The sequence below is a fragment of the Aeromonas sp. s5 genome (genome assembly GCF_040907865.1).
In the GTDB taxonomy this organism is placed as follows: domain Bacteria; phylum Pseudomonadota; class Gammaproteobacteria; order Enterobacterales; family Aeromonadaceae; genus Aeromonas; species Aeromonas dhakensis.
This window is the reverse complement of the sequence record NZ_JBFOCO010000021.1, coordinates 1-23,238: the sequence shown is the minus strand read 5'-3', so window position 1 is coordinate 23,238 and position 23,238 is coordinate 1. Positions and strand designations below refer to the sequence as shown.

Below are 23,238 nucleotides of genomic sequence, written 5' to 3'. Positions count from 1 at the left end.
AAAGGGGTTAGAGTGCGCCCAGCTCGCGCAGGGCGATGGCGAGTTTTTCTTTCATGGCGGCCTTGTCGACCATGTTGTCCAGGGATACCAGCCGGCCGTCGACCCCCATGCTGATCAGCTGTTCGGCGATGTCGCGGGTGGCGACAAAGATCTCGGCGCTCTCGCTGCCGGCGGAAGCGAGATCCCGGTGATCCACCTCGGCCGTCACGGCCAGCTCCTTGAGAATGCTCTTGATGCTCATCTCCATCATCAGGCTGGTACCCAGGCCGTGTCCGCATACAACCAGAATCTTCATGTTCTCTTCCTCTATCGGGCGCAGGGCGCCACTCAATAACGCGCCAGGATGCGCAAGATGTCGTCTTTGCTGGTGGCCGCCATGATGGCCGCCACGTCTTCTTCATTCATGAACAGCTCGGCCAGCTGGGCGATGGTCTCCACGTGGGAGTTGCTGTCGCTGGCGGCCAGGGTTACCAGCAGCCGGACCGGGTCGTTGCCCTCGGAGCCGAAGTTGACCCCCTCCTTCAGCACGGTCAGCGCCAGTCCCAGCCGGTTGACGCCGTCTTCCGGGCGGGCGTGGGGCATGGCCAGGCCCGGGCCCAGCACGTAGTAGGGGCCGAGCTCTTCGTGGGAGCGATAGAGCGCCGCCACATAGGATGGCTCTATGGTGCCGTTGGCCAGCAGGGGGGCGGTGGCCAGCTCGATGGCGTGACGCCAGTCGCGGGCGCCCGCTTCGATGGAAATGACCTCCTCGGTCAGCAATTGGGTCAGCATGGCAGTGTCCGGGCTGGATAAGATGGCGCCAATCTAGCGATCTTGCCGGCTGATAACTGTGAGCCTGATCGCGAAAGTTAGCGCTACCAGATAGCGCTAACATCGAACTGTGATAGCGCTATCATTTCTCTCACAGAAGGGATTCATCCTGCCCCTTGTCGGCCTCAAAGGGGGTAAAATCCGGTTTGAGCAAATAGTCAGTGCCGCGCTTTTGCCTTAAAGTGAGCACCCGTATGCCGAGGAAGGGAAAGGATGTCAGAAGCGAAGAAACGCCGTAGCACGGGTCGGGTGACCCTCAACGATGTGGCCCAGCTGGCCGGCGTGGGGGCCATGACGGTGTCGCGCGCCCTGCGCACCCCCGAGCTGGTGTCCGACAAGATGCGCGAGCGCATCGAGGCGGCGGTGGACGAACTCGGCTATATCCCCAACCGGGCGGCGGGGGCGCTGGCTTCCGCCACCTCCCAGACCATAGTGGTGATCGTGCCCAGCCTGACCGACTGCGGCTGCGGCGAGGTAATTGCCGGACTGCAGCAGAGCCTGCGCCGGGAGGGTTACCAGATCATGCTGGGGGATGCCCAGCACCTGAAACAGCAGGAAGAGAACCTGCTGACCAGCTTTCTGCAGCACAATCCGGCGGCCGTGGTGCTGTTTGGCAGCGATCCCGGCGAGACCATCCGCCAGCGGCTGAAGGCGGCCCGCCTGCCGGTGGTGGAGGTGGGGGCCATGGCCCGCAGCCCCATCGACATGAACGTCGGGGTCTCCAACTTCGATGCCGGCTATCAGCTGACCCGCCACCTCATCGAGCGCGGCTACCGCAATATCGGCTTTCTCTGCGCCCGCCAGGAGCAGTGGATGCTGCAGCAGCGCATGCAGGGCTGGCAGAAGGCACTGCTGGACAACTACCTCTCCCCCGACGCCATCATCAACACCTCGGAGCGACCCAGCTTCAGCACCGGGGCGGCCATGCTGGGGGAGTTTCTGCTGCGCTGGCCCGAGCTGGATGCGCTGGTTTGCGTCAACGACGAGCTGGCGGCCGGGGTGCTGTTCGAATGCCAGCGCCGCCACCTGAACGTGCCGGGCAAGCTCGCCATCGCCGGTTTCGACGATCTGGACGTGGCGCGCGCCTGCTACCCGGCCCTCACCTCGGTCCGCATCCCCTATCAGCGGATGGGGCAGGAGGCGGCCGATCTCATCTTGCGTCAGCTGGCCGGTGAACCCGTCATGGGCTCGGCGCTGACCCTCGACTTCCAGCTGCAGAAGCGGCAAAGCAGCTGATCCTTTTCACACTCATCAAAGAGGCAACCATGTTCAAGGCTCTGTTACTGGAAAACCAAGAAGGCAAGACGGTACCGACCCTCACCCGGCTGGGCGAGAGCCAGCTGCCGGAAGGCGAAGTGCGGGTGGCGGTGAGTTACAGCTCCATCAACTACAAGGACGGGCTGGCCATCACCGGCAAGGGCAAGATAGTGCGCCAGTGGCCGCTGGTGCCCGGCATCGACTTCGCCGGTACCGTGCTCGAGTCTGCCGACGAGCGTTATCAGCCGGGCGACAAGGTAGTGTTGACCGGCTGGGGTGTGGGGGAAGGGCACTGGGGCGGCATGGCCGAACAGGCGCGGGTCAAGGCCGACTGGCTGGTGCCGCTGCCGGCCGGGCTGGATGAGCGCCAGGCCATGTGCATCGGCACCGCCGGCCTGACCGCCATGCTCTGCGTGCTGGCGCTGGAAGAGGCGGGAGTGACCCCGCAGAGCGGCGAGATCCTGGTGACTGGCGCCGCTGGCGGGGTGGGCTCCACCGCGGTCGCACTGCTGGCCGCGCTGGGTTATCAGGTGGCGGCGCTGACCGGTCGTCCCGAGGAGCAGGGCGAGATGCTGACCGCGCTCGGTGCCAGCCGCATCGTGCCGCGCAGCGAGCTGCTGGAGCCTGCCAAGCCGCTCGAGAAGCAGCTGTGGGCCGGGGCGATCGACAGTGTCGGTAGTCAGGTGCTGGCCAAGCTGCTGGCCCAGATGAACTACGGCGGCGCTGTGGCGGCCTGCGGCCTGGCGGGCGGCTTCGATCTGCCCACCAGCGTGATGCCTTTCATCCTGCGCAACGTGCGGTTGCAAGGGGTCGACTCGGTGATGTGCCCGCTGGCACGTCGCCAGCTGGCCTGGCAGCGACTGGCCCGGGATCTGCCCGCCAGCTTCTTCGCGCAGGCGGTGACCGAGATTGGACTGGAGCAGGTGGTGGAGGCCGCCGAGGCCATCACCCAGGGCAAGATTGCTGGCCGCACCCTGGTCAAACTTTGAACTCCCGCTGACTGGCGAGCCCCATTTTTCTGGATAGACTTTGAGTGCGGGTGCACTATCCAAGGAGAATGAGCATGGGTGGACACAAGCCGGATTACGACCTCGACGACGAGTGGGAGCCGGAATCCTGGGAGGACGAGCTGGATGAATGGGAAGACGAGAGCTGGCAGGACGATGACCCTCTCGACGACCAGTAATCCGCGTATTGAATACACAGGCGGGCCTCGGGCCCGCCTGTTTTTTTGGGCGGCTCACAGGAATGGGGAGAGGCACTTGGAGGCCGGCGGCGGGCTGGCTAGAATGAACTGCCCAAACGACACTCAAGGATGACTATGCGACTCTCGGTGATAGTGTTTGCCGCCCTGCTTGGGGGCTGTGCCTCCCACTCGGATGATCCGTGCGAGAAGGTGTGGAGCGAGGTGGGGGAGGCGGATGGCAAGCTGGGCCTCACCGCCGAGCGGGTCGAGTTCCATCAGGCCCAGTGCGGCGAGAAGGTGGATGCCGAGCTGTGGAAACAGGGACACCAGAAAGGGCTGGCCTGGTACTGCCGACCGGAACATCTCTATCTGGCGGGCCGTTCCGGTGAGGAGTACCGCGGGGTCTGCCCCAACGACGTCCAGGCACGCCGGCTGTTCGAGCAGGGGCGCCAGGGCTGGACCGATCAATAGCCGGTCAGGCTTCTTTCTCTTTCAACCGCAGCGGCTGACACAGATAGCTCTTGTCGTTGGCGCTGCGGGCACACTTGCCGCAGACGAACTTGGGTTTGCGCACGATTTTGCGCAGGGTCTTGAGATCGGCCGGGATCTCGCTGCGACGCCATTCACACAGGGTCTTGTTGCCCATTCCGACTACCTCGACAACTCAGTGGGCCCTAGTGTAATCAATTTTCATTTCTAAAACAGCGAGCGGGCCCGGATGATCGCATGGCCCGCTCGTGATGACGGGAGATTACTGATAGAGGAATTTGGTGAAGATGAGCTCGCGTATCGCCTTCTTGCCGCTCTCTTTCACCAGCAGCTCGTTGGCCCGGGTCTCGCACTCCTTGCGCAGGTCTTCACGGCTGACCAGGGACTTGATCTGATCGGCGGTCTTGCTGCCCATCAGGCGGATGATGGCGTCGCGGATCAGGGGGTCATGCTGCTCCAGCAGCTTGAGGTCGGCCTCGTTCTCGGCCATCAGCTCCACCGTCACCCGGACGTAGCCGAGGGTTTTACCGTCGCTCAGGTAGTTGGTGATGATGTCGGGATCCAGCAGGTGGTAGAGGAATCCCGGCTTGGCCGCCGCCGCTTCTCCTTCTGCGGGTGCTTCCCCCCCTTCGGAGGCATAGGCCTGGAGTGCACCGCAGCTCAGCAACAACACCAGCAGAAATTTGAATAGCTTCATATGGATGGCTCATCAGCAAGAGATACCCCATTTTTGATGTTGCCATCGGGGCCGTCAAGCACGGATGTTCTTACAATTCTCGATTGATTTACGGATAATAAACCGGATTTTAACCTGATAACGGAAATCTCCGGATGGTGAAGCTGTGAAGTCCGAGTTGACTGTTCCCCTTGTCCGGCTGGAGCCCTGGCGGACTCCCGCGCAGTGCGAGCCGCCCGAGGCCTTGCTGCCCTGGTTGCTGGAGGCGGACTCCATGACCCGGCGCCTGCGCCGCCATAATCACCACTTTTCGGTGCAACTGCTCGGCAACCGCAGCGTCCCCCTCGATGCCGACGAGCAGCAGCTGGTGGCCGCCGATCATCCGGCTGGCCTGTGCCGCGAGGTGATCCTGCACGGTGATCGTGGGCCGGCCCTGCTGGGCTGGACCCTGTTCGCCGAGGCTGCCTTGCCGGACAGCGGCTTGCGCGAGCTGGGCGAGCAGCCTCTGGGTGAGCGTATCTTCGGTGACGAGCCTGCCCGGCGCGATCACCTGCAACTGGCCTGTTTCGAGATTGCGAGCAATCCCTGGTGTCCGGCCGGCATCGTGTGGGGACGCCGTTCCCGTCTGTTTCTGGGGCAATGGCCACTGCTGGTCCATGAACTCTTCTTGCCCTCTCTGTCATGCAACAAGGAGCTGGAGTGAATCTGTTAACCAAGGAGCGGGGACTGGCCTACGTGCAGTTGGCTCGCATCGACAAGCCCATCGGTACCCTGCTGCTGCTGTGGCCGACCCTGTGGGCGCTCTGGCTGGCGGCCGATGGCCTGCCGGATCTCTGGACCCTGCTGGTGTTCGTGGTGGGGGTGTTTCTGATGCGCTCCGCCGGTTGCGTCATCAATGACTATGCGGATCGCAACTTCGATGGTCACGTGAAGCGTACCGCCGGCCGACCGCTGCCCATGGGCAAGGTCAAGCCGCGTGAGGTGCTGGCGCTGTTCGCCGTGCTGGCGCTCATCTCGTTCGCCCTGGTGCTGACCATGAACCCGCTCACCATCGGCCTGTCGTTCGCGGCCCTGCTGCTGGCGGTCTGCTACCCCTTCATGAAGCGCTACATCCCGATCCCCCAGCTGGTGCTCGGCATGGCCTTCTCCTGGTCCATTCCCATGGCCTACGCGGCCCAGGCCAACGCCCTGCCGGCCGTGGCCTGGCTGGTGTTTTTCGCCAACCTGCTGTGGACCATCGCCTACGATACCGAGTACGCCATGGTGGACCGGGACGATGACCTCAAGCTCGGTCTCAAGTCGAGTGCCATCCTGTTCGGCCGCCACGACAAGCGGATCATAGGCGCGCTGCAGCTGCTGACCCTGCTGATCCTGCTGCTGGTGGGCCAGCTGAGCGAGCTGGGATCTAGCTACTACTGGTCGTTGCTGGCGGCGGCAGCCCTGTTCGTCTATCAGCAGCGGCTGATCCGCGAGCGGGCGCGGGAAGCCTGCTTCCAGGCGTTCCTCAACAACAACTACGTAGGGGCGCTGATCTTCGCCGGGGTGGTGATCAACTACCTGTGAACTCGTTTTCCCCAATGAAAAAGGCCGCGACATGCGGCCTTTTTCATTGGTGTGTCCCGGCTCAGGTCCGGTTGCCCGCCTGAATGGTGCGGCGGATCTTGGTGCTGAGCAGCGGCACTATGTTGTCGGCCAGCGCCTGGAAGCGGCCCAGATCCGGCTTGCAGCCCGGATCCAGATAGCCTTCGCTGCGCAGGGTGTGGATCAGGGTGCTGAACAGCTTCTGGTCGAAGAACTCGGGGGCGTTGATGCCGTGCAGGGTGCCGAGGCGCTCCGCCATCATCAGGCCGTCAGCCTCCAGCTGCTCCGCCTCGATACGGGGCTGGGCCAGTACCCGGGTCAGCACGATGGCGTAACGCTGCAGGGTCTCCTGGATGCTCTCGGCCAAGAGCAGCAGACGGGTCTGGTTGACCGGATTGACCCAGAAGCCGCCGTCGCGGGCCTCGATCAGCTGCTGGCGCTGCAGTTCGGCCAGCAGGGCATCGACCAGCTCTGGCAGCTCATCCTCTTCGTAGCGCAGGAACAGCTCGGTCTTGAGCAGCGGGTAGATGTCGATGCAGCGGGCGACGATCTCGCCGCGGGAGATCCCCTCGCAACGCTCGATCAGGGCCGCCACCAGCGAGGGCATGGCGAACAGGTGGAGGATGTTGTTGCGGTAGTAGGTCAGCAGGATCGCCTGATAGCGGTCCAGGCTGACGATCTGTCCCAGCTTGTCCTCGCTCACCTCGAACTTGTTGAGCTCCATCGCCTGATCCAGCAGGGTTTTGGCATCCTCGGCCGGCATGGTGCTGTGCGGGCTGTAGGGCACCTGCTTGAGCAGGTCCAGATAGGTGTTGAGCTGGGCCTGCAGTTCGTCGCGGGTGAGGGCGTGGCGTTCGGCGGCCAGCAGCGCCAGCGCGCTCAGGGTCAGGCCGTTGACGGCGGCGGCGCCGTTGATGCGGGTCATCAGCAGCTCGGCCAGCTGGTTGACGGTGCCAGCCATCCACTCGGGACGCTCCTCCTCGCCGATGTGCTCCTTCCAGGTCGGCACGTGTTCGTTGAGGTAGCTGTTGAGGGTCAGTGGCTCGCCGAAGTTGACGAAGCCGCGGCCGTAGTTGCGCAGCTTGCGCAGGATGCCGAGCACCTGCAGGAAGCTCTCCTTCTCCTTGCGGCTACCCTTGAGCTCGTTGTGGTAGGTGTTCACCTCCATCACGTGCTCATAACCCAGGTAGACGGGGACGAAGGTGAGCGGCCGATCGAGCCCGCGCATCATGGCCTGCAGGGTCATAGCCAGCATGCCGGTCTTGGGTGGCAGCAGGCGACCGGTACGGGAGCGACCGCCCTCGGTGAAGAACTCCACCGAGTAGCCCTTGGCAAACAGCAGGTTCAGGTATTCCCGGAATACCGTGCTGTAGAGCGGGTTGCCCTTGAAGGTGCGGCGGATGAAGAAGGCGCCGCCGTGGCGGAAGATGGGGCCCGCCGGCCAGAAGTTGAGGTTGATGCCGGCCGCGATGTGGGGCGGCACCATGCCCTGGTGATAGATGACGTAGGAGAGCAGCAGGTAGTCCATGTGGCTGCGATGGCAGGGCACGTAGACGATCTCGTGACCCTCCTGGGCCAGCTGGCGCACCTTCTCGGCGCCGTTGACCGACAGGCCGCGATAGAGCTTGTTCCACAGCCAGCCGAGGAAGCTCTCGCCGAGCCGGATCAACCGGTAGGAGAAGTTGGAGGCGATCTCGTCCATGTAGCCATGAGCCCGTTTCTGGGCTTTATCGAGGCTGATACCCTCGCGCTGGGCCTCCTCCTCGATGGCCTGCTGGATCACGCCAGAGTCGAGCAGCTGCTTGAACAGCAAGTTGCGGTTGGGCAGCTTGGGCCCGGTGGCGGCCAGCTGCTGGCGGCTGAAGTGGGTGCGGGCCACCCGTGCCAGCTTGTGGGCGATGGCCTCGTCGGTGCCGTGCTTGTCCGCCATGTAGCGCAGGGAGAGCGGCGGAGAGAAGCGCACCAGGTTCTCGCGTCCTTTCAGGATCACGATCAGCGCCTTCTTCAGGCGGTTCGGTGCCAGGCTGCTGATGATGTTCCAGCCGGAGGCCTCCTCGCCTTCCCGACCCGGGGCACGGCCCCAGAACAGGGTGACGGGCACCACCTGGATGTCCAGCGCCGGATCCTGCTTGTGCAAATCCAGCAACTGGTGGAACTCCTGCAGGAAGGGGAGCGGCTTGCTGCGTTTGCCGAACAGGGGAGGCGGACGATCCAGACAGACATAGCGCGGCAGCAGCTGGCCGTTCAACTCCAGCGGCGTGAAGGGGCCGGGCAGACCGAGATCCTCGCAGCACTGCTGCAGGGTCATCAGGTCGGTGATCGAGCTGGTCTTCAGGGCATAGACGATGGGTCTGGCCGGATCCAGCTTGAGTTCCGTGATAGGGTTTTCCGGCAGGCTCTTGTGATTGACCAAGCCGCTGACCGGCCATTGCAAGATGGCTCTGGAAATCTTCTGTCCAAGGGACATGTGCGTCTGCTCTCCAAAAAAATGCGGCGTGAGCATAGCAAATCACCGACTGCTTGTCGCCGAGAGGTACGATGAGTCGGCTGCGCGGGATCAAAACCATGGCAAATGAACAGAGGGCTGCGACAAATGTCAGCTGCGGCTTGCCTTGGCCACTGCACTGTATATACTGCCAGTGTGCTGTATAAAAAGACAGGTGCCCATGCTATGAAACCCCTTACTCCCCGCCAGGCCGAAGTGCTGGAGTTGATCAAGGCGAACATGAACGAGACCGGCATGCCGCCGACTCGCGCCGAGATTGCCCAGAAGCTTGGTTTCAAGTCGGCCAACGCGGCCGAGGAACATCTGAAGGCCCTGGCCAAAAAGGGGGTCATCGAGATCATGCCGGGCACGTCCCGCGGCATCCGCCTGCTGCTCGAAGAGGAAGAGCAGCTGGAAGAGAGCGGTCTGCCGCTGATCGGCAAGGTGGCTGCCGGCGAGCCAATCCTGGCGCAGGAACACATCGAGAGCCACTACCAGGTGGATCCCGCCCTGTTCCACCCGCGGGCAGACTTCCTGCTGCGGGTGCAGGGCATGAGCATGAAGAACATCGGCATTCTGGATGGCGACCTGCTGGCGGTGCACAAGACCCAGGAGGTACGCAACGGTCAGGTGGTGGTGGCGCGGCTCGACGAAGATGTCACCGTCAAACGCTTCCAGCGCAAGGGCAGCCAGGTGTGGCTGCTGCCGGAGAATGAAGAGCTCTCCCCCATCGAGGTGGATCTCGCCAGCCAGCACCTTACCATCGAGGGGCTGGCGGTCGGCGTCATTCGCAACGCCGACTGGATGTAATCCGTGCCAACAGGGCCTCCCATGGGAGGCCCTGTTGTTTCTGCGCTCCTTTCCCCGTGATTTCAATCAGATCCTGATACCCGGCACTTTTGTCTGCGGGCGCTCGCCGCAGGCGATTCATTTCAGATATATCATTTGGTAAGGCTGGCTCACTGGCGTGAGCCGCCCCCCGATGCTCGGCAAGACGCGCAGCTTCGCGTCGCTGGTGGCAGGAACCCCGAGGGCAGCAGGGAATAACAAGCGCTTCGCGCCCGGTGCAGGCAGCATGTGTGCCTCGTCCGGGGGCAGAGGCGTCAGCGGGATAGAAGGGAGAGTGGCCAGCAGGGCGCCGGCAGTCGGCACAACAGCGGCACACTCGCGCAGTCGACACGCGGCAGTCATCGGGTCGCCCCTTGCGGTGGTGGACGGTGCCGGTCGACGTGACCTGTTGATCAAGGAGGACAGGTATGGCTTCAAGCTCGCCATGGGATCCGGGTCTGGCATCGCCCGTTTCTTCCATCACCCGTTTCATCAAGGGTAACCGGATGACCCGTTTCTACGCGCTCTGGGTGCACCACAAGGGCGCCTGCTGGACCATCTGGCTGGGGTGCCCGAAGGACAAGATTGTCCGCCTGGTGCGCCTGTTTCACAGCCATCACGAGCAGGGGTTGGCTGATGATCTCTGGACCGCCCCTGTCATCCCGCTGCGCGCCTCGAGCCGCCGCCTGCACGAGCGGCGCCGACAACAACCCTGACCCCGTTAACAGCCCCACCTCCCGGTGGGGCTGTCGTTTTGGGCGATCCGGCGTCGCTTTGCAGACCCTGGCGTCATCTTCTGACCAAAGTTGGCCAGCGAACGGGCAACCGTGACAAGGGAGTGACCGGCCCGGTGCTCACTGGGTTACAATAACCCTTTCATTCTGGCCCGGCTGGCGGGCGTGTCGACGTAAAGGGTTTGTTTTTTATGGTGAAACCACGTTACCCCTTGCTGTTTCTGCTGCTGGTCGGGGGCATGATGGGCGGTTTTTACTGGAGCCAGCCCTCCCTGCCCGAGCATGCCGACTACTACCCGGCGGGGCGGGACATCAATCCGTTTGCCTTCACCGATCAGGATGGTCAGCCCTTCGTGCCGGCCAGCCTGACCGGCCACTGGACCTTCCTGTTCGTCGGCTACACCTTCTGTCCCGACATCTGCCCGACCACCCTGGCGGATCTGCGTTCCGTCTATCCCGAACTGAAAAAGATAGCTCCGAGCAGCCAGGTGGTGTTCATCTCGGCGGATCCCCAGCGGGACGACGTGGCCCGCCTCAAGACCTATACCGCCTTCTTCAACCCGGAGTTCAAGGCGGCGACCGGCCCCCACGACAAGCTGTTTCCCTTCGTGCGCAATCTGGGGCTCATTTACTCCATCGCCGATCAGGGGGAGAAGGATTACCTGATCGACCACTCCGCCTCCATCGTGCTCATCAATCCGGCCGGCAAACTGGAAGCCGTGTTTCGCCCCCGTCTGAGCGAGGACGGGGTGCCCAGGGTGGTGATGGCGAGCATGGTGTCGGACTTTGCCAGGATAGTGCGGCTGGATGGCGAATAGTGATGAGCAACGGACGTCCTCCGGCATGCTGACCCCCGCCTGGTGGCGAGACGGGCGCCGCCATCGCGCCGTGTTTGCCCTCGCCCTGCCCATGGTCTTTTCCAATGTCACCACCCCGCTGCTGGGGCTGGTGGACACCTGGGTGATCGGTCATCTCGGCCAGGCCTGGTTCCTCGGCGGCGTGTCGGTTGGGGCCACCCTCATCAACCTGCTGTTCTGGCTGCTCGGCTTTCTGCGGATGTCCACCACCGGCCTGACCGCCCAGGCCCATGGCGCGAGCAGCCCGGCCGGCCAGCTCGACACCCTGGCCAGGGCGCTGGGTCTCGCCATCGCACTGGGGCTGGCGTTGTTGCTGCTGTTGCTGCCGTTGCTCCCCACCCTCATCGCCCTCAGCGGTGGCTCCGCCGAGGTGCAGCACTATGCCGCCGAGTATGTTTCGGTACGGATCTGGAGCGCCCCGGCGGCGCTCTGCAACCTGGTGATCATGGGCTGGTTGCTGGGCATGCAGGATGCGCGCAGCCCCATGCTGCTGCTGATCTTCACCAACCTGGTCAACATGGGGCTCGATGCCTGGTTCGTGCTGGGGCTGGGCTGGCAGGTGAAGGGGGTCGCTGGCGCCTCGCTGCTGGCGGACTACAGCGCGCTCGGGTTGGGGCTCTGGCTGGTGAGCCGTCACCTGCGCCGGCTGGCGCCGGTGGCGTGGCAGGGGGCCTGGCAGCGCTGGCGCCAGTGGCCCGCGTTGCTGCGACTGTTGGCCCTGAACCGGGACATCTTCATCCGCTCCCTCTGTCTGCAGCTCTGTTTCGCCTTCATGACCCTGCAGGGGGCCAGGCTGGGAGACGTGGCGGTGGCCGCCAATGCGGTGCTGCTCAATTTCCTGATGCTCATCTCCTACGGGCTGGACGGCTTCGCCTATGCGGTGGAGGCCATGGTGGGGCGCGCCATCGGGCGGCGGGATCGGCAGGGACTGCGCGAGGCCATCGGCCTCAACCTAGGCTGGGCACTGCTGATTGCGCTGGGCTTCAGCCTGCTGTTTGCGCTGGGAGGCAGCCGGCTGATTGAGTACATCACGGATCTGCCGGCGGTGATCGCCGCGGCCAATGCGCAGCTGCCCTGGCTCATCGCCATGCCGCTGCTGGCGGTCTGGTGTTTCCTGCTGGACGGGGTCTTCATCGGGGCGACCCGGGCCCGGGAGATGCGTAACAGCATGCTGGTGGCGGCCCTCGGCGGCTTCTTCCCGGTCTGGTGGCTCTGTCAGGGCTGGGGCGTGGCGGCCTTGTGGGCCGCGATGGCGGCCCTGATGGCGGGGCGGGGACTGACGCTGGGCTGGCTCTGCTGGCAGCTGGAGCGCGATGGTCGGCTGCTCCACTCACCCCACGGGGCGGGGGAGGCGCAGCAGGCCTCCTCCTGAGCCCGCTATCTACTCAGGCAGATCCGGTTCAGACCTGCAGCGAGCCGGGGTAGCCCAGCTGGCGCCAGCTTTCGTAGACGAATACCGCCACCGCGTTGGAGAGATTGATGCTGCGGCTCTGGGGCAGCATGGGGATGCGCAGCCGCTGCTCGAACGGCAGGCTCTCGATGATCTCGATGGGCAGGCCGCGGCTCTCGGGCCCGAACAACAGGGCGTCCCCGGCGGCAAACTGCACTGCCGAATGGGCGGTGCGTCCCTTGGTGGTACAGGCAAATACCCGCGTCGGCGCTACCGCCGCCAGGAAGGCCTCGAAGTTCGGCCAGCGCTTCACCTCGGCGAACTCGTGATAGTCGAGCCCCGCCCGTTTCACCCGCTTGTCATCCCACTCGAACCCCAGCGGCTCTATCAGGTGCAGCCGATAGCCGGTGTTGGCGCAGAGGCGGATGATGTTGCCGGTGTTGGGCGGAATTTCCGGTTGGTAGAGCACGATGTCGAGCATGACGGCGTCCTGATGGGGTGAAAAGGGCGCCAGCATACCCAGCGCCCGGGCGGATGAAAAGGGCCTGCTCAGCCGATGGGCAGGCGGATGGTGATGGTCAGCCCGGCCGGGTGGTTGCTGCTGGCGCGGATGGTGCCGCCGTGGCGCAGGATGGCCTCCGCGGCGATGGCCAGCCCCAATCCGGTGCCGCCGGTCTTGGCGTTGCGGGCATCATCCACCCGGAAGAAGGGCAGGAACAGCTGCGGCTGCTGCTCCACCGGTACGCCTGGGCCGTCGTCGCGGATGGTCATCACCCACTCCCGTCCCTCCCGGTACCAGTCCACCTTGATGAACTCGCGGGCATATTTGAGCGCGTTGCGCAGCGGGTTTTCCAGCGCCCGGGCCAGCAGATCGGGCCACATCCGCAGGGAGTCGGTGGGCAGCGGCGGCAACCTGAGCTGCTTGCCGCTCTGGTTTGCCTCGAACATGGCGTCGTCCAGGATGGGCTCCAGCAGATCGGCCAGCGGCATCACCACCGGCGCCTCCACATGTTGCTGCACCCGCGACAGGTCGAGCAGGTCGCCGATCAGCTTGTCGAGCCGGCCGATCTCCGATTCGATCCGGGCCAGCTCGTTGCTGTCACCCTGTTTGCGGCGGATCAACGCCTGCGCCAGCTGGATGCGGGTGAGCGGGCTGCGCAGCTCGTGGGAGATGTCGGAGAGCAGCTGTTTCTGCTTCTGGATCATGTTCTTGAGGGTATCGACCATGTGGCTGACGTGATCCGCCAGCTGGCCTATCTCGTCCCGCCGCCCCAGGTTGGGGATCTGCGCCTCCAGATTGCCCTCCGCCAGTTGGGAGACCGACTGCTGCAGCTGCAGGATGGGGCGGGTCAGCCGCCAGGCCAGCAGCAGGCAGAGCGGGGTGCTGACCAGCATGGCGATGCCGAGGATCTGGATCGGGTGATCCAGGATCTGGATGAACAGGAACAGATAGGAGTTCTCGACGTTGAGGCCGAAGTAGACGTGGTAGATCTGGCCGCGATGCTCCATCTGGAAGGGGCCGGCGATGGCCCGCTTGTGCTCGCTGCCCAGCATGGGCTTGGCCGGGTTGTCCGAATCGAGCATGAAACGGACCACGAACTTGCTCAGGCGGGTGCTGGACTGCATCTGTCCCTTGGCATCGCGCAGGTAGATGTTGTCCACCGGCAGCAGGCCGGCGGCGTCGATGGCTTGGGCCAGATCGAAATCCTGAGTGGGGTCCGCCCCCTTCTGCAGCGCCTTCAGATTGTTGTTGAGGCGGGCGATCTCGTGGGCCGGCAGTGGGATGATGTTGCGGGGATCCAGGGTCGGCAGGATCACCACGGCGGCCACCACCAGCAACAGCATGAACCAGAACCAGAGGAAGATCTGGGTGGAGAGACCGTTGAAGGTGCGGGCCGTTCTCATGCCTGTTCCAGCCACAGGTAACCACGGCCGCGCACCGTCTTGAAGCGGGGCTGGCCGTCGGTGCGCTCAGGCAGCTTCTTGCGCAGGTTGCTCAGGTGCATGTCGATGGCGCGATCGAAGGGCTCCAGCTTCTTGCCCAGCACCAGCTCGGAGAGCTGGCTCTTGCTGACGATCTGGCCCGGGTTGCGCAACAGGCACTCCAGCAGGCCGAATTCGGTGGCGGTCAGCTCCAGCATATCGCCGTGGCAGCTGGCCTGCTGCAGACCGGGCTGCAGCACCAGATCCATGAAGCGTACCTCGTCAGAACTGCCGCCGCGCTGGGGCTGGCTGCCCTGGGTGCGGCGCAGGATGGCGCGCACCCGGGCCAGCAGCTCCCTGTCATCGAACGGCTTGGCCAGGTAGTCGTCGGCCCCGGCCTCCAGACCGTTGACCCGATCCTGGCTGTCGCCGCGGGCGGTCAGCATCAGCACCGGGGTGTCGTGGGTCTTGCGCAGCCGGGTCAGCATGGCGAAGCCGTTGAGCTTGGGCATCATCACGTCCAGCAGGACCAGGTTGAAGTGCTGTTCGGCCAGCCGCTGCAACCCCTCTTCGCCATCCTCGGCGACGGTCACCTGGAAGCCTTCCAGGGTCAGAATTTCGGTGAGCAACTGGGTCAGCTCGAGATCGTCGTCGACCAGGAGTATTTTGTGCATCTGAAGTCATTCCGCTGATTTTTCGCGCCAGACTGGCGCAGGGGTCAGGGTATAATAGATTTTTAACCGCAAGAGGAAAGCCGGTTTTGAGCCATCAACAATATTCCCGCTGGGTGACGCTGGCCAGCATGGCCGCCGTCACCACCGCTACCCTGCTGATCACCGGCAAGCTGATCGCCTGGCTGATGACCGACTCCTCGAGCCTGCTGGCCTCTCTCACCGACTCCTTCATGGACGTGAGCGCCTCCATCATCAACCTGCTGGCCATTCGCTACGCCCTGTCACCGGCCGACGACGAGCATCGCTTCGGCCATGGCAAGGCGGAGTCGCTGGCCGGGCTGATCCAGTCAGCCTTCATCTCGGGCTCCGCCCTGCTGCTGGTGATGCACGGCATATCCTCCCTGCTCAAGCAGGCACCGCTGGAGCGGCTCGAGGCGGGTCTGTGGGTCAGCGGTGGCTCCATCGTGCTGACCCTGCTGCTGGTCAGCTTCCAGAGTTTCGTCATCCGCAAGACCAACAGCGTGGCCATCAAGGCCGACATGCTGCACTACCGCTCCGATCTGCTGCTCAACGGTGGCGTGCTGCTGGCACTGGTGCTGGCGGGGCAGGGCTGGTACTGGGCCGACGGCCTGTTTGCCATCCTGATCGGGCTGTTCCTGCTGTGGGGGGCGTTGCACATCGGTTATGAATCGGTGCAGGCGCTGCTCGATCGTCAGTTGCCAGCCGAGGAACAAGCGAGAATAATGGCCCTCTGCTGTGCCGTCGAAGGTGTACACGGGGTGCATGATCTGCGCACCCGCCAGTCCGGTCCGACCCGCTTCGTGCAGTTGCATCTGGAACTGGACGATCAGCTCCCTCTGGTCAAGGCCCATCAGATTGCCGATGAAGCCGAACTGGCTGTTCGTCAGGCATTCGAGCGCATGGATGTCATCATCCACATGGACCCCATCTCCGTGGTGCACAAGGAACAGCAAGGCACTCCCTCAGAACAACAGTAGGCTGCAACATGGATGATCTGGTTGCCAGAACCTGGCAAAAAATTCAGCAAGAAGCGGCGAGCATGGCGACCGAAGAGCCCATGCTGGCCAGCTTCTTCCACTCCACCATTCTCAATCACAAGAACCTGCGTTCGGCTCTCAGCTTCCAGCTGGCCAACAAGCTCGACAGCGCCACCATGCCCGCCATCGCCCTGCGCGAGGTGATCGAGCTGGCCCTGCGCAGCGAGCCCGAGCTGCTGACCATGGTCGCCGCCGACATCTGCGCGGTGCAGGAGCGCGACCCGGCGGTCGACCTCTTCTCTACCCCGCTGCTCTATCTCAAGGGGTTCCACGCCCTGCAGGGCTATCGGGTCGCCAACTGGCTGTGGCGCCAGGGGCGTCGTTCGCTGGCGCTCTACCTGCAGAACCAGATCTCCGTGGTGTTCGGGGTGGACGTGCACCCGGCCGCCCGCATTGGCAAGGGCATCATGTTTGACCACGCCACTGGCATAGTGGTCGGCGAGACGGCGGTGATCGAGGACGATGTCTCCATCCTGCAGAGCGTCACCCTGGGCGGTACCGGCAAGGAGAGCGGCGATCGCCATCCCAAGATCCGGGAAGGGGTGATGATAGGGGCGGGCGCCAAGGTGCTCGGCAACATCGAAGTGGGCATGGGCGCCAAGATCGGCGCCGGCAGCGTGGTGATCAACCCGGTGCCGCCGCACACCACCGTGGCGGGCGTGCCCGCCAAGATCGTGGGTCGTCCGGAGTGCGAGAAGCCGTCGCTGGACATGGATCAGTGTCTCTGATCCCCTGACCGAGGCGAGTCGATGGCCAAGCGCTGGTCGGGTTATCTGATCCTGGGGATGTGGCTGCTCAACCTGCTGCACCTCTATCTGGGGTTCTCCCCCTGGCCGGCGGCCATCGCCGCCTGGGGAGCCTCCCTGCTCACCTGGCCCTGGCTGGTTGGGGCGGCGCGCCGTCAGGCGCTGGCCCTGTACGGGGCGGCACTGGCCCTGCTGATCTTCTCCTGCTGGCAAGGCGCTAGCCTCCAGCCGGCGGACTGGCTGCTGCCCAACATCAACATGCTCACCATGTTTGCGGCGGTGAGCACCCTCAATCTCGCCACCTCGGGCCTGCTGACCGGCACCACCTCATGGCAAGGGCGCAAGGGGCTGTGGAGCACCATGGCCAGCCTCAACCTGCTGGGGGCCGTCATCAACCTCTCGGTGCTGTTCATCATCGGCGATCGGCTGGAACGGAGCGGCACCCTGGAGCGGCGTCAGGTACTGGTGCTGAGCCGGATCTTCTGCGCCGCGGCCTTCTGGTCCCCCTTCTTCGTCGCCATGGCGGTGGCGCTTACCTATGCCCCCGGTCTGCAACTGTCGCAGATCCTGCCGTTCGGGCTGGTGGCGACCCTGCTGGCGATGGGATTGACCGCCTGGCAGGTGGAGCGGCTGGGGGTGGTGGATTTTGCCGGCTACCCGCTGCGGCTGCAGACCCTGGGGCTGCCAGTTGCCCTGGCCGGGCTGGTGCTGCTGATCAAGCAGATCTGGCCGGATCTCGGCATCCTGGCGGTGATCGCCCTGGTGGCGCCGCTGCTGGCGTTTGCCTTTATGCCGAGCACGGGGCGAGGCCCTGCCCTCAAGCGGCAGGTGGTGGAGCGCTTTCCCGCCATCGGCGGTCAGATTGTGCTGTTTCTGGGGGCTGGCCTGCTGGCTGCCGGCATTAACAGCGCCTTGTCGGTACTCGAGCTGGGCGGCGGCCACGGCTTGCCCTTCTTCCATCACTTCGGCTGGCTGGAGGCCTCGCTCACCCTGCTGCTGATCCTGTTGGTGGCCATCGTCGGAGTACACCCGCTCATCAGCATCTCCGGGCTGGCGCCGCTGCTGTGGCCACTGGCACCGGATCCCAGCCTGCTCGGCATGACCTTTTTGCTGGGGTGGGGGCTGGCCACCGGCACCAGCCCGCTCTCCGGCTCCAACCTGGCGCTGGCCTCCCGTTACAACCTGAGTGCCGGGGCCATTTTGCGCGGCAACCTGCTCTACGGCCTGCTGATGTACGGGGTTGCCTGTCTGCTGCTGGGGGCCTATATCGCCCTGCACAGCTGAGGCGTCCGGTTGATGTGAATAGGGGAGCAGATCGGATGCAATGGCGGCTTGTGCGGGCCCTGCCGTGGCCCCGGCGCAGGATGCGAGAAAAATAGACGCATATTTAGTCAATACATCCATGGAAGGCGCATTTTACAGCGCACCGGCTTGTTTGTGCCGATGCCATCAGGGTATGCTGGCTTCACGCGCTTGAATCGCCCTCTGTGGGGCATCGCAATTGAACATACAGGTATGCATATGTCACTAGAAGTCCTTGAGCAACTCGAATCCAAAGTACAATCCGCCGTCGACAACATCTCCCTGCTGAAGATGGAGCTGGACGAGCTGAAAGAGCAGAACAGCAAGCTGCAAGACGAGAACCATCAGCTGCGCAACGAGCACGTTGCCTGGCAAGAGCGTCTGCGTGCCCTGTTGGGCAAGATGGATCAGATGGGCGAAAGCATCTAATCCGTCGCTATACGCGAGAATTGAAAACGGGCCGCTCCATGAGCGGCCCGTTTGTTTGGGTCAATCTGGCAGTCAGAGCGCCAGCAGCTGCTTGACGGTCTTCTCGATGCCGTCCGCCGCTTCCACTATATTGCTGGCCAGCATGTAGGCGGGGGTGGAGATCACCTTGCGTTCCTGATCCACCACGAACTCGTTGACCGGGCAGTTGAGATGGCTGCCCCCCATCGCCTCGATGGCGTTGGCGGTGCCCTCGTCGTGGCCTATGGTGGCCAGGGTGCCGGCGCCGTAGATGAGCGGGATCATGGCCGGTGCGATGCAGATGTAGGCCGCTGGCTTGTTGGCCTTGGCAAAGCTCTGGCACGCCTTCAGCACATCCGGCTGGATTTGGCACTCGGCTCCCTTGATGGCGAAGTCGCACAGGTTCTTGGCGGCGCCGAAGCCGCCCGGCACCAGCAGGGCATCGTAGTCGGCTGCATCCAGCTCTGCCACGTCCTTGATCTGGCCGCGGCAGATGCGGGCGGCTTCGACCAGCACGTTGCGGCTCTCTCCCTCGCTCACTTCCCCGCTCAGGTGGTTGACGACATGGAGCTGCGGAACATTGGGCGCGAAGCACTGCACGGCGGCGCCCTGCCTGGCCAGCGCCAGCAAACTGATGACGGTCTCGTGGATTTCGGCCCCGTCAAAGACGCCACAGCCACTCAAGATCACGGCCACTTTTTTCATGACAGACTCCTCGTTGTTGAAAATGTGAGCCAGGATGGATTGTTGTACTTTTGTATGGTTATCGTTCGTCCTCCGCTGGTCAAGTCATCTTGCTGTGCTAGGATTGTTTCGTTTCGGATCCTGCCGCGTTTACTCCCTTAAATCTTTTTCCACATTGATCGAGATCATTTCAACGGTCTGGCGATCGGTTTTAACGATCTCAATTCGTTGTTATATATGCGATTTTCATTTTTTATCCACAGTGGTTTCACTGGGCTTCATCAATCACGCCATTTTTGAGCACAGAGTTATCCACAGCGTGGCAGTCGATGAGGATCCCTCGACCGGGTCGCCCCCCCTCTTGGTGCGAGGGGGGCCCTGTGGCATCCTAGCGGCTGTTTATCTCTGGCAGGACGATTTCATGGCCCCTAGCAATCCCCTTATTCTGGTCGACGGCTCCTCTTATCTTTACCGCGCCTTCTTTGCCTCTCAGCAGGCCGATCTGCGCACCTCGACCGGTTTGCCGAGCGGCGCCGTCCGTGTCATGGCCAACATGATGCGCAGCCTGCGCAAGCAGTACCCCGACTGCCATGTGGCCGTGGTGTTCGATGCCAAGGGCAAGACCTTCCGCGACGACATCTATCCCGAATACAAGGCCAACCGGGCCAGCATGCCGGATGATCTGCGCAGCCAGGTCGCCCCCATCCACCAGATGATCAAGGCGATGGGTTTCCCCTTCCTGATGGTGGAGGGAGTGGAGGCGGACGACGTGATCGGCACCCTGGCCCGTCAGGCGACCGAGAAACAGCTGCCGGTGCTGATCAGCACCGGCGACAAGGACATGGCGCAACTGGTCTCCGACCATGTCACCCTGATCGACACCATGAAGGACGTGAAGACCGATCGGGAAGGGGTGATCGAGAAGTTCGGCGTACCGCCAGAGCTCATCATCGACTACCTGGCTCTGATGGGGGACAAGGTGGACAACATCCCCGGCATGACCGGCGTCGGCGAGAAGACAGCCTTGGCCCTGCTGCAGGGGATCGGTAGCATCGACGAGATCGCCGCCAACCTCGACAAGGTGGCGGCACTCGGTTTCCGCGGCTCCAAGGCATTCGCAGACAAGTTCCGCGAGCAGGAGGAGCAGGTACGCCTCTCCTATCTGCTGGCTACCATCAAGACCGACGTTGAGCTGGAGCAAAGCCTGGAAGAGCTGGAGCTTGGCCCCATCGACAAGGAAGCCCTGCTGGCGGTCTATCGCGAGTATGAGCTGCGCAACCTGATAAAAGAGCTGGAGTCCGGTGGTGAGGAAGGGGCCGCTTCGACCGAGGGAGATGAAGACGCCGCACCTCAGGAAGCGGCCATCGAAACCGACTACTGCTGTATTCTGGACGAGGCCGAGTTCGACGACTGGCTGGCACGCCTGCAGGCGGCGCCGCTGTTTGCCTTCGACACCGAGACCACCAGTCTCGATTATATGGAGGCGCGGGTGGTTGGCGTCTCCTTTGCCATCGAACCGGGCAAGGCGGCCTATGTGCCCTTCGGTCACGACTATCTGGGGGCGCCGGTGCAGCTGACCGAGGCCGTGGTGCTCGGCAAGCTCAAGCCGCTGCTGGAAGATCCGACCCGACTCAAGGTGGGGCAGAACCTCAAGTACGATCGCAACGTGCTGCTCAATCACGGCATCGAGCTGCAGGGTATCGCCTACGACACCATGCTCGAGTCCTATGTGCTCAACTCCACCGCCAGCCGTCACGACATGGACTCGCTGGCTCGCAGGTATCTGAACGTCGAGACCATCTCGTTCGAAGATATTGCCGGCAAGGGGGTCAAGCAGCTCACCTTCAACCAGATCGAGCTGGAGCAGGCGGCTCCTTACGCGGCGGAAGATGCCGACATCACCCTGCGTTTGCATCAGGCGCTGTGGGGCAAGCTCGCTGCCGAGCCGGGCCTCGCCAGGGTATTCAGCGAGATCGAGTTGCCATTGCTGCCGGTGCTGGCACGGATGGAGCGGCTCGGGACCACCATAGAGCCCAAGCTGCTGCATCAGCAGAGCCAGGAGATCGAAGTGCGACTGGCGGAGCTGGAGAAGCAGGCCCACAAGCTGGCCGGGCAGGAGTTCAATCTCTCCTCGCCCAAGCAGCTGGGGGAGATCCTCTTCACCAAGCTGGGGCTGCCGATCATCAAAAAGACCCCCAAGGGAGCGCCATCCACTGCGGAAGAGGTGCTGGCCGAGCTGGCGGAGACCTATGAGCTGCCGCGTCTGCTGATGGAGCACCGTGGGCTGGCCAAGCTCAAGTCCACCTACACCGACAAGCTGCCGCTGATGATCAAGCCGCAGACCGGGCGGGTGCACACCTCCTATCATCAGGCGGTGGCGGCGACCGGTCGACTGTCGTCAACCGATCCCAACCTGCAGAACATCCCGGTACGCAACGAACAGGGGCGCCGTATTCGGCAGGCCTTCATTCCGTGCGCCGGTTACAAGCTGGTGGCGGCGGATTACTCCCAGATCGAGCTGCGCATCATGGCCCACCTCTCCGGTGACAAGGGGCTGCTGACCGCCTTTGCCGAGGGCAAGGACATCCACAAGGCGACCGCTGCCGAGGTATTCGGCGTCGCGCTCGATGCGGTGACCAGCGACATGCGTCGCAGCGCCAAGGCAATCAACTTCGGTCTCATCTATGGCATGAGCGCCTTCGGTCTGGCCAAGCAGCTGGGTATCGGCCGTGCCGAGGCGCAGAAGTACATGGATCTCTACTTCGAGCGCTACCCAGGGGTGCTGGAGTACATGGAGCGCACTCGCCAGCAGGCGGAAGCCCAGGGCTATGTCGAAACCCTGTTTGGTCGCCGCCTCTATCTGCCGGACATCAAGTCGCGCAATGCCGGTCTGCGTAAAGCTGCCGAACGGGCCGCCATCAACGCACCTATGCAGGGTACGGCCGCCGACATCATCAAGCGCGCCATGATCAACGTGGATGACTGGATCCGTGGGATTGAAGACGAGTCGATCCGCATGTTGATGCAGGTACACGATGAACTGGTGTTCGAGATCCGCGAAGAGAAGCTGGAGGAGTGCATCGCCATCATCAAGGATAAGATGTCAGCCGCAGCAGAACTGCATGTGCCGCTGGTGGTGGAAGCGGGCACCGGTGACAACTGGGATCAGGCCCACTGATCGTTGGCAGTCGTCATCGACACCTATATAGCTATATAAGACGCGAAGCCCGGCCTCATGCCGGGCTTCCTGTTTGTGGCTATCTGGATTCAGGCCTCTTGCAGGTATTCGTCCTTGAGCAGGACATAGTTGTCGGCCGAGGTTTTGAGGAAGGCGATCTCGGCCGGCTTGAGAGGGCGTGCCTGCTTGATGGGATTACCCATATAAAGAAAGCCGGCCTCGAGCCGTTTGCCCGGTGGCACCAGACTGCCGGCACCGATCATCACATCATCTTCGACCACGGCCCCGTCCAGCAGGATGGCACCCATGCCGACCAGCACCCGGTTGCCTATGGTGCAGCCATGCAGCATCGCCTTGTGGCCGACCGTGACATCTTCCCCGATCAACAACGGATAGCCGACAGGGTTGCTGGTACTCTTGCGGGTCAGGTGCAGCACTGTGCCGTCCTGAATGTTGCTGCGCGCACCGATGCGGATATGGTTGACGTCCCCTCTGGCGGCCACCATGGGCCAGATGCTGGCATCATCACCCAGCTGGATATCGCCCACCAGGGTGGCGCAGGGGTCCACATATACCCGTTTGCCCAGTTGCGGGCGTTTTCCCTTGTAGGGTCTCAGTCGCAAGTCCATCTTGGCCTCCTTGTTTTCGGCCATTCTAGCAATTCGGTGCTGGTTTCTGTGGATAAGTTTGTATAAAAGCTGTGCTTGGATATGAATAACTAAAAAAGTGCAGTTTTTTGCAATTTTATTGCAGGGGAGGGGTTGCCAGAACGAATTCACTCCCTATAATGCGCCTCCATCGACACGGCAAGCGGCAACGCAGAAAGCCAAGTCAGTAACCTCGAAAAGCCTTTGAAAATAAGGCTTGACTCGAGAAGGCGGTTGAGTAGAATGCCACTCCCGCAGCAGCCAAAAGCTGCGTCGCTCTTTAACA

General features: G+C 63.2%; 25 protein-coding genes. 15 read left to right on the top strand and 10 right to left on the bottom strand.

Features of this window, described 5'->3' with window-relative positions; translation table 11 throughout:
* Window positions 1–7: 7 nt before the first annotated feature.
* Both AB5Y94_RS11680 and AB5Y94_RS11675 read right to left on the bottom strand, forming a co-directional pair.
* Window positions 8–295, bottom strand: coding sequence for a PTS sugar transporter subunit IIB (locus AB5Y94_RS11680; protein WP_005307531.1), 288 nt, complete (start codon window positions 293–295; stop codon window positions 8–10).
* Between the two features lie 32 nt (window positions 296–327).
* A complete protein-coding gene (locus tag AB5Y94_RS11675; RefSeq protein WP_005307534.1) occupies window positions 328–771 on the bottom strand; it encodes a PTS sugar transporter subunit IIA in 444 nt (147 codons plus the stop codon).
* Between the two features lie 252 nt (window positions 772–1,023).
* Between AB5Y94_RS11675 and AB5Y94_RS11670 the strand changes: the two genes are divergently transcribed.
* The 4 genes from AB5Y94_RS11670 (at window position 1,024) to AB5Y94_RS11655 (ending at window position 3,724) form a co-directional block, all read left to right on the top strand.
* Window positions 1,024–2,046 (top strand): LacI family DNA-binding transcriptional regulator, encoded by a 1,023-nt coding sequence (locus AB5Y94_RS11670; protein ID WP_201893105.1) that lies wholly within the window; start codon window positions 1,024–1,026, stop codon window positions 2,044–2,046.
* Window positions 2,047–2,075: 29 nt separating this feature from the next.
* Window positions 2,076–3,056 (top strand): MDR family oxidoreductase, encoded by a 981-nt coding sequence (locus tag AB5Y94_RS11665; RefSeq protein ID WP_017766512.1) that lies wholly within the window; start codon window positions 2,076–2,078, stop codon window positions 3,054–3,056.
* A gap of 74 nt (window positions 3,057–3,130) precedes the next feature.
* A complete protein-coding gene (locus AB5Y94_RS11660) occupies window positions 3,131–3,253 on the top strand; it encodes a hypothetical protein (RefSeq protein WP_005307545.1) in 123 nt (40 codons plus the stop codon).
* A gap of 135 nt (window positions 3,254–3,388) precedes the next feature.
* Window positions 3,389–3,724 carry a DUF2799 domain-containing protein gene (locus AB5Y94_RS11655; RefSeq protein ID WP_010635514.1) on the top strand — a complete coding sequence of 112 codons (336 nt, stop codon included), beginning with the start codon at window positions 3,389–3,391 and terminating at the stop codon, window positions 3,722–3,724.
* A gap of 4 nt (window positions 3,725–3,728) precedes the next feature.
* Here the strand turns inward: AB5Y94_RS11655 and AB5Y94_RS11650 are convergent, their stop codons facing one another.
* Window positions 3,729–3,899 carry a hypothetical protein gene (locus AB5Y94_RS11650; RefSeq protein WP_005307551.1) on the bottom strand — a complete coding sequence of 57 codons (171 nt, stop codon included), beginning with the start codon at window positions 3,897–3,899 and terminating at the stop codon, window positions 3,729–3,731.
* Window positions 3,900–4,004: 105 nt separating this feature from the next.
* A complete protein-coding gene (locus AB5Y94_RS11645) occupies window positions 4,005–4,439 on the bottom strand; it encodes a flagellar basal body-associated FliL family protein (RefSeq protein ID WP_005307553.1) in 435 nt (144 codons plus the stop codon).
* Window positions 4,440–4,584: 145 nt separating this feature from the next.
* Here AB5Y94_RS11645 and AB5Y94_RS11640 point away from each other — a divergent pair, with 145 nt between their 5' ends.
* On the top strand, window positions 4,585–5,121 hold the full coding sequence (locus tag AB5Y94_RS11640) for a chorismate lyase (protein ID WP_005307556.1): 537 nt from the start codon (window positions 4,585–4,587) through the stop codon (window positions 5,119–5,121).
* Window positions 5,118–5,981: a 4-hydroxybenzoate octaprenyltransferase gene (gene ubiA / locus AB5Y94_RS11635; protein WP_005307559.1), complete on the top strand. Its 864-nt coding sequence runs from the start codon at window positions 5,118–5,120 to the stop codon at window positions 5,979–5,981. Before AB5Y94_RS11640 ends, ubiA begins: the two co-directional genes overlap by 4 nt.
* A gap of 61 nt (window positions 5,982–6,042) precedes the next feature.
* On the opposite strand, the gene plsB is transcribed toward ubiA, so the two are convergent.
* Window positions 6,043–8,466, bottom strand: a complete 2,424-nt coding sequence (gene plsB / locus AB5Y94_RS11630) for a glycerol-3-phosphate 1-O-acyltransferase PlsB (RefSeq protein ID WP_368205556.1) — start codon at window positions 8,464–8,466, stop codon at window positions 6,043–6,045.
* Between the two features lie 204 nt (window positions 8,467–8,670).
* Between plsB and lexA the strand changes: the two genes are divergently transcribed.
* The 4 genes from lexA (at window position 8,671) to dinF (ending at window position 12,275) form a co-directional block, all read left to right on the top strand.
* Window positions 8,671–9,294 carry a transcriptional repressor LexA gene (gene lexA, locus AB5Y94_RS11625; protein ID WP_005307564.1) on the top strand — a complete coding sequence of 208 codons (624 nt, stop codon included), beginning with the start codon at window positions 8,671–8,673 and terminating at the stop codon, window positions 9,292–9,294.
* Window positions 9,295–9,740: 446 nt separating this feature from the next.
* Entirely contained in the window at window positions 9,741–10,028 is a 288-nt protein-coding gene (locus AB5Y94_RS11620) for a hypothetical protein (RefSeq protein ID WP_005307567.1), read from the top strand.
* Between the two features lie 209 nt (window positions 10,029–10,237).
* Complete coding sequence (locus AB5Y94_RS11615) at window positions 10,238–10,864, top strand: SCO family protein (protein ID WP_005307570.1); 627 nt, start codon at window positions 10,238–10,240, stop codon at window positions 10,862–10,864.
* The gene (gene dinF, locus AB5Y94_RS11610; protein WP_279452096.1) at window positions 10,854–12,275 is read left to right on the top strand and encodes an MATE family efflux transporter DinF; all 1,422 of its coding nucleotides are present in this window, start codon (window positions 10,854–10,856) and stop codon (window positions 12,273–12,275) included. The genes AB5Y94_RS11615 and dinF overlap by 11 nt, the downstream gene beginning before the upstream one ends.
* Window positions 12,276–12,303: 28 nt before the next feature.
* On the opposite strand, the gene trmL is transcribed toward dinF, so the two are convergent.
* From trmL to AB5Y94_RS11595, 3 genes are all read right to left on the bottom strand, one after another.
* Window positions 12,304–12,774 carry a tRNA (uridine(34)/cytosine(34)/5-carboxymethylaminomethyluridine(34)-2'-O)-methyltransferase TrmL gene (gene trmL / locus AB5Y94_RS11605; RefSeq protein WP_005307574.1) on the bottom strand — a complete coding sequence of 157 codons (471 nt, stop codon included), beginning with the start codon at window positions 12,772–12,774 and terminating at the stop codon, window positions 12,304–12,306.
* Window positions 12,775–12,842: 68 nt separating this feature from the next.
* Window positions 12,843–14,198 (bottom strand): ATP-binding protein, encoded by a 1,356-nt coding sequence (locus AB5Y94_RS11600; protein ID WP_005307577.1) that lies wholly within the window; start codon window positions 14,196–14,198, stop codon window positions 12,843–12,845.
* Complete coding sequence (locus AB5Y94_RS11595) at window positions 14,195–14,890, bottom strand: response regulator (protein WP_005307580.1); 696 nt, start codon at window positions 14,888–14,890, stop codon at window positions 14,195–14,197. The genes AB5Y94_RS11600 and AB5Y94_RS11595 overlap by 4 nt, the downstream gene beginning before the upstream one ends.
* An 86-nt stretch (window positions 14,891–14,976) precedes the next feature.
* Here AB5Y94_RS11595 and AB5Y94_RS11590 point away from each other — a divergent pair, with 86 nt between their 5' ends.
* The 4 genes from AB5Y94_RS11590 (at window position 14,977) to AB5Y94_RS11575 (ending at window position 18,425) form a co-directional block, all read left to right on the top strand.
* Window positions 14,977–15,888 (top strand): cation diffusion facilitator family transporter, encoded by a 912-nt coding sequence (locus tag AB5Y94_RS11590; protein WP_010635505.1) that lies wholly within the window; start codon window positions 14,977–14,979, stop codon window positions 15,886–15,888.
* A gap of 8 nt (window positions 15,889–15,896) precedes the next feature.
* Entirely contained in the window at window positions 15,897–16,676 is a 780-nt protein-coding gene (gene cysE, locus AB5Y94_RS11585) for a serine O-acetyltransferase (protein ID WP_005307587.1), read from the top strand.
* A 21-nt stretch (window positions 16,677–16,697) separates the two neighbouring features.
* On the top strand, window positions 16,698–17,978 hold the full coding sequence (locus AB5Y94_RS11580) for a hypothetical protein (protein ID WP_005307590.1): 1,281 nt from the start codon (window positions 16,698–16,700) through the stop codon (window positions 17,976–17,978).
* 237 nt (window positions 17,979–18,215) lie between these two features.
* Window positions 18,216–18,425: a cell division protein ZapB gene (locus AB5Y94_RS11575; protein WP_005307594.1), complete on the top strand. Its 210-nt coding sequence runs from the start codon at window positions 18,216–18,218 to the stop codon at window positions 18,423–18,425.
* 72 nt (window positions 18,426–18,497) lie between these two features.
* On the opposite strand, the gene elbB is transcribed toward AB5Y94_RS11575, so the two are convergent.
* Window positions 18,498–19,148, bottom strand: coding sequence for an isoprenoid biosynthesis glyoxalase ElbB (elbB, locus tag AB5Y94_RS11570; RefSeq protein WP_005307597.1), 651 nt, complete (start codon window positions 19,146–19,148; stop codon window positions 18,498–18,500).
* 400 nt (window positions 19,149–19,548) lie between these two features.
* On the opposite strand from elbB, the gene polA reads away from it, so the two are divergent.
* On the top strand, window positions 19,549–22,305 hold the full coding sequence (gene polA / locus AB5Y94_RS11565) for a DNA polymerase I (RefSeq protein WP_368205555.1): 2,757 nt from the start codon (window positions 19,549–19,551) through the stop codon (window positions 22,303–22,305).
* Window positions 22,306–22,394: 89 nt separating this feature from the next.
* On the opposite strand, the gene AB5Y94_RS11560 is transcribed toward polA, so the two are convergent.
* Window positions 22,395–22,934, bottom strand: coding sequence for a gamma carbonic anhydrase family protein (locus tag AB5Y94_RS11560; RefSeq protein WP_005307602.1), 540 nt, complete (start codon window positions 22,932–22,934; stop codon window positions 22,395–22,397).
* Window positions 22,935–23,238 lie beyond the last annotated feature (304 nt).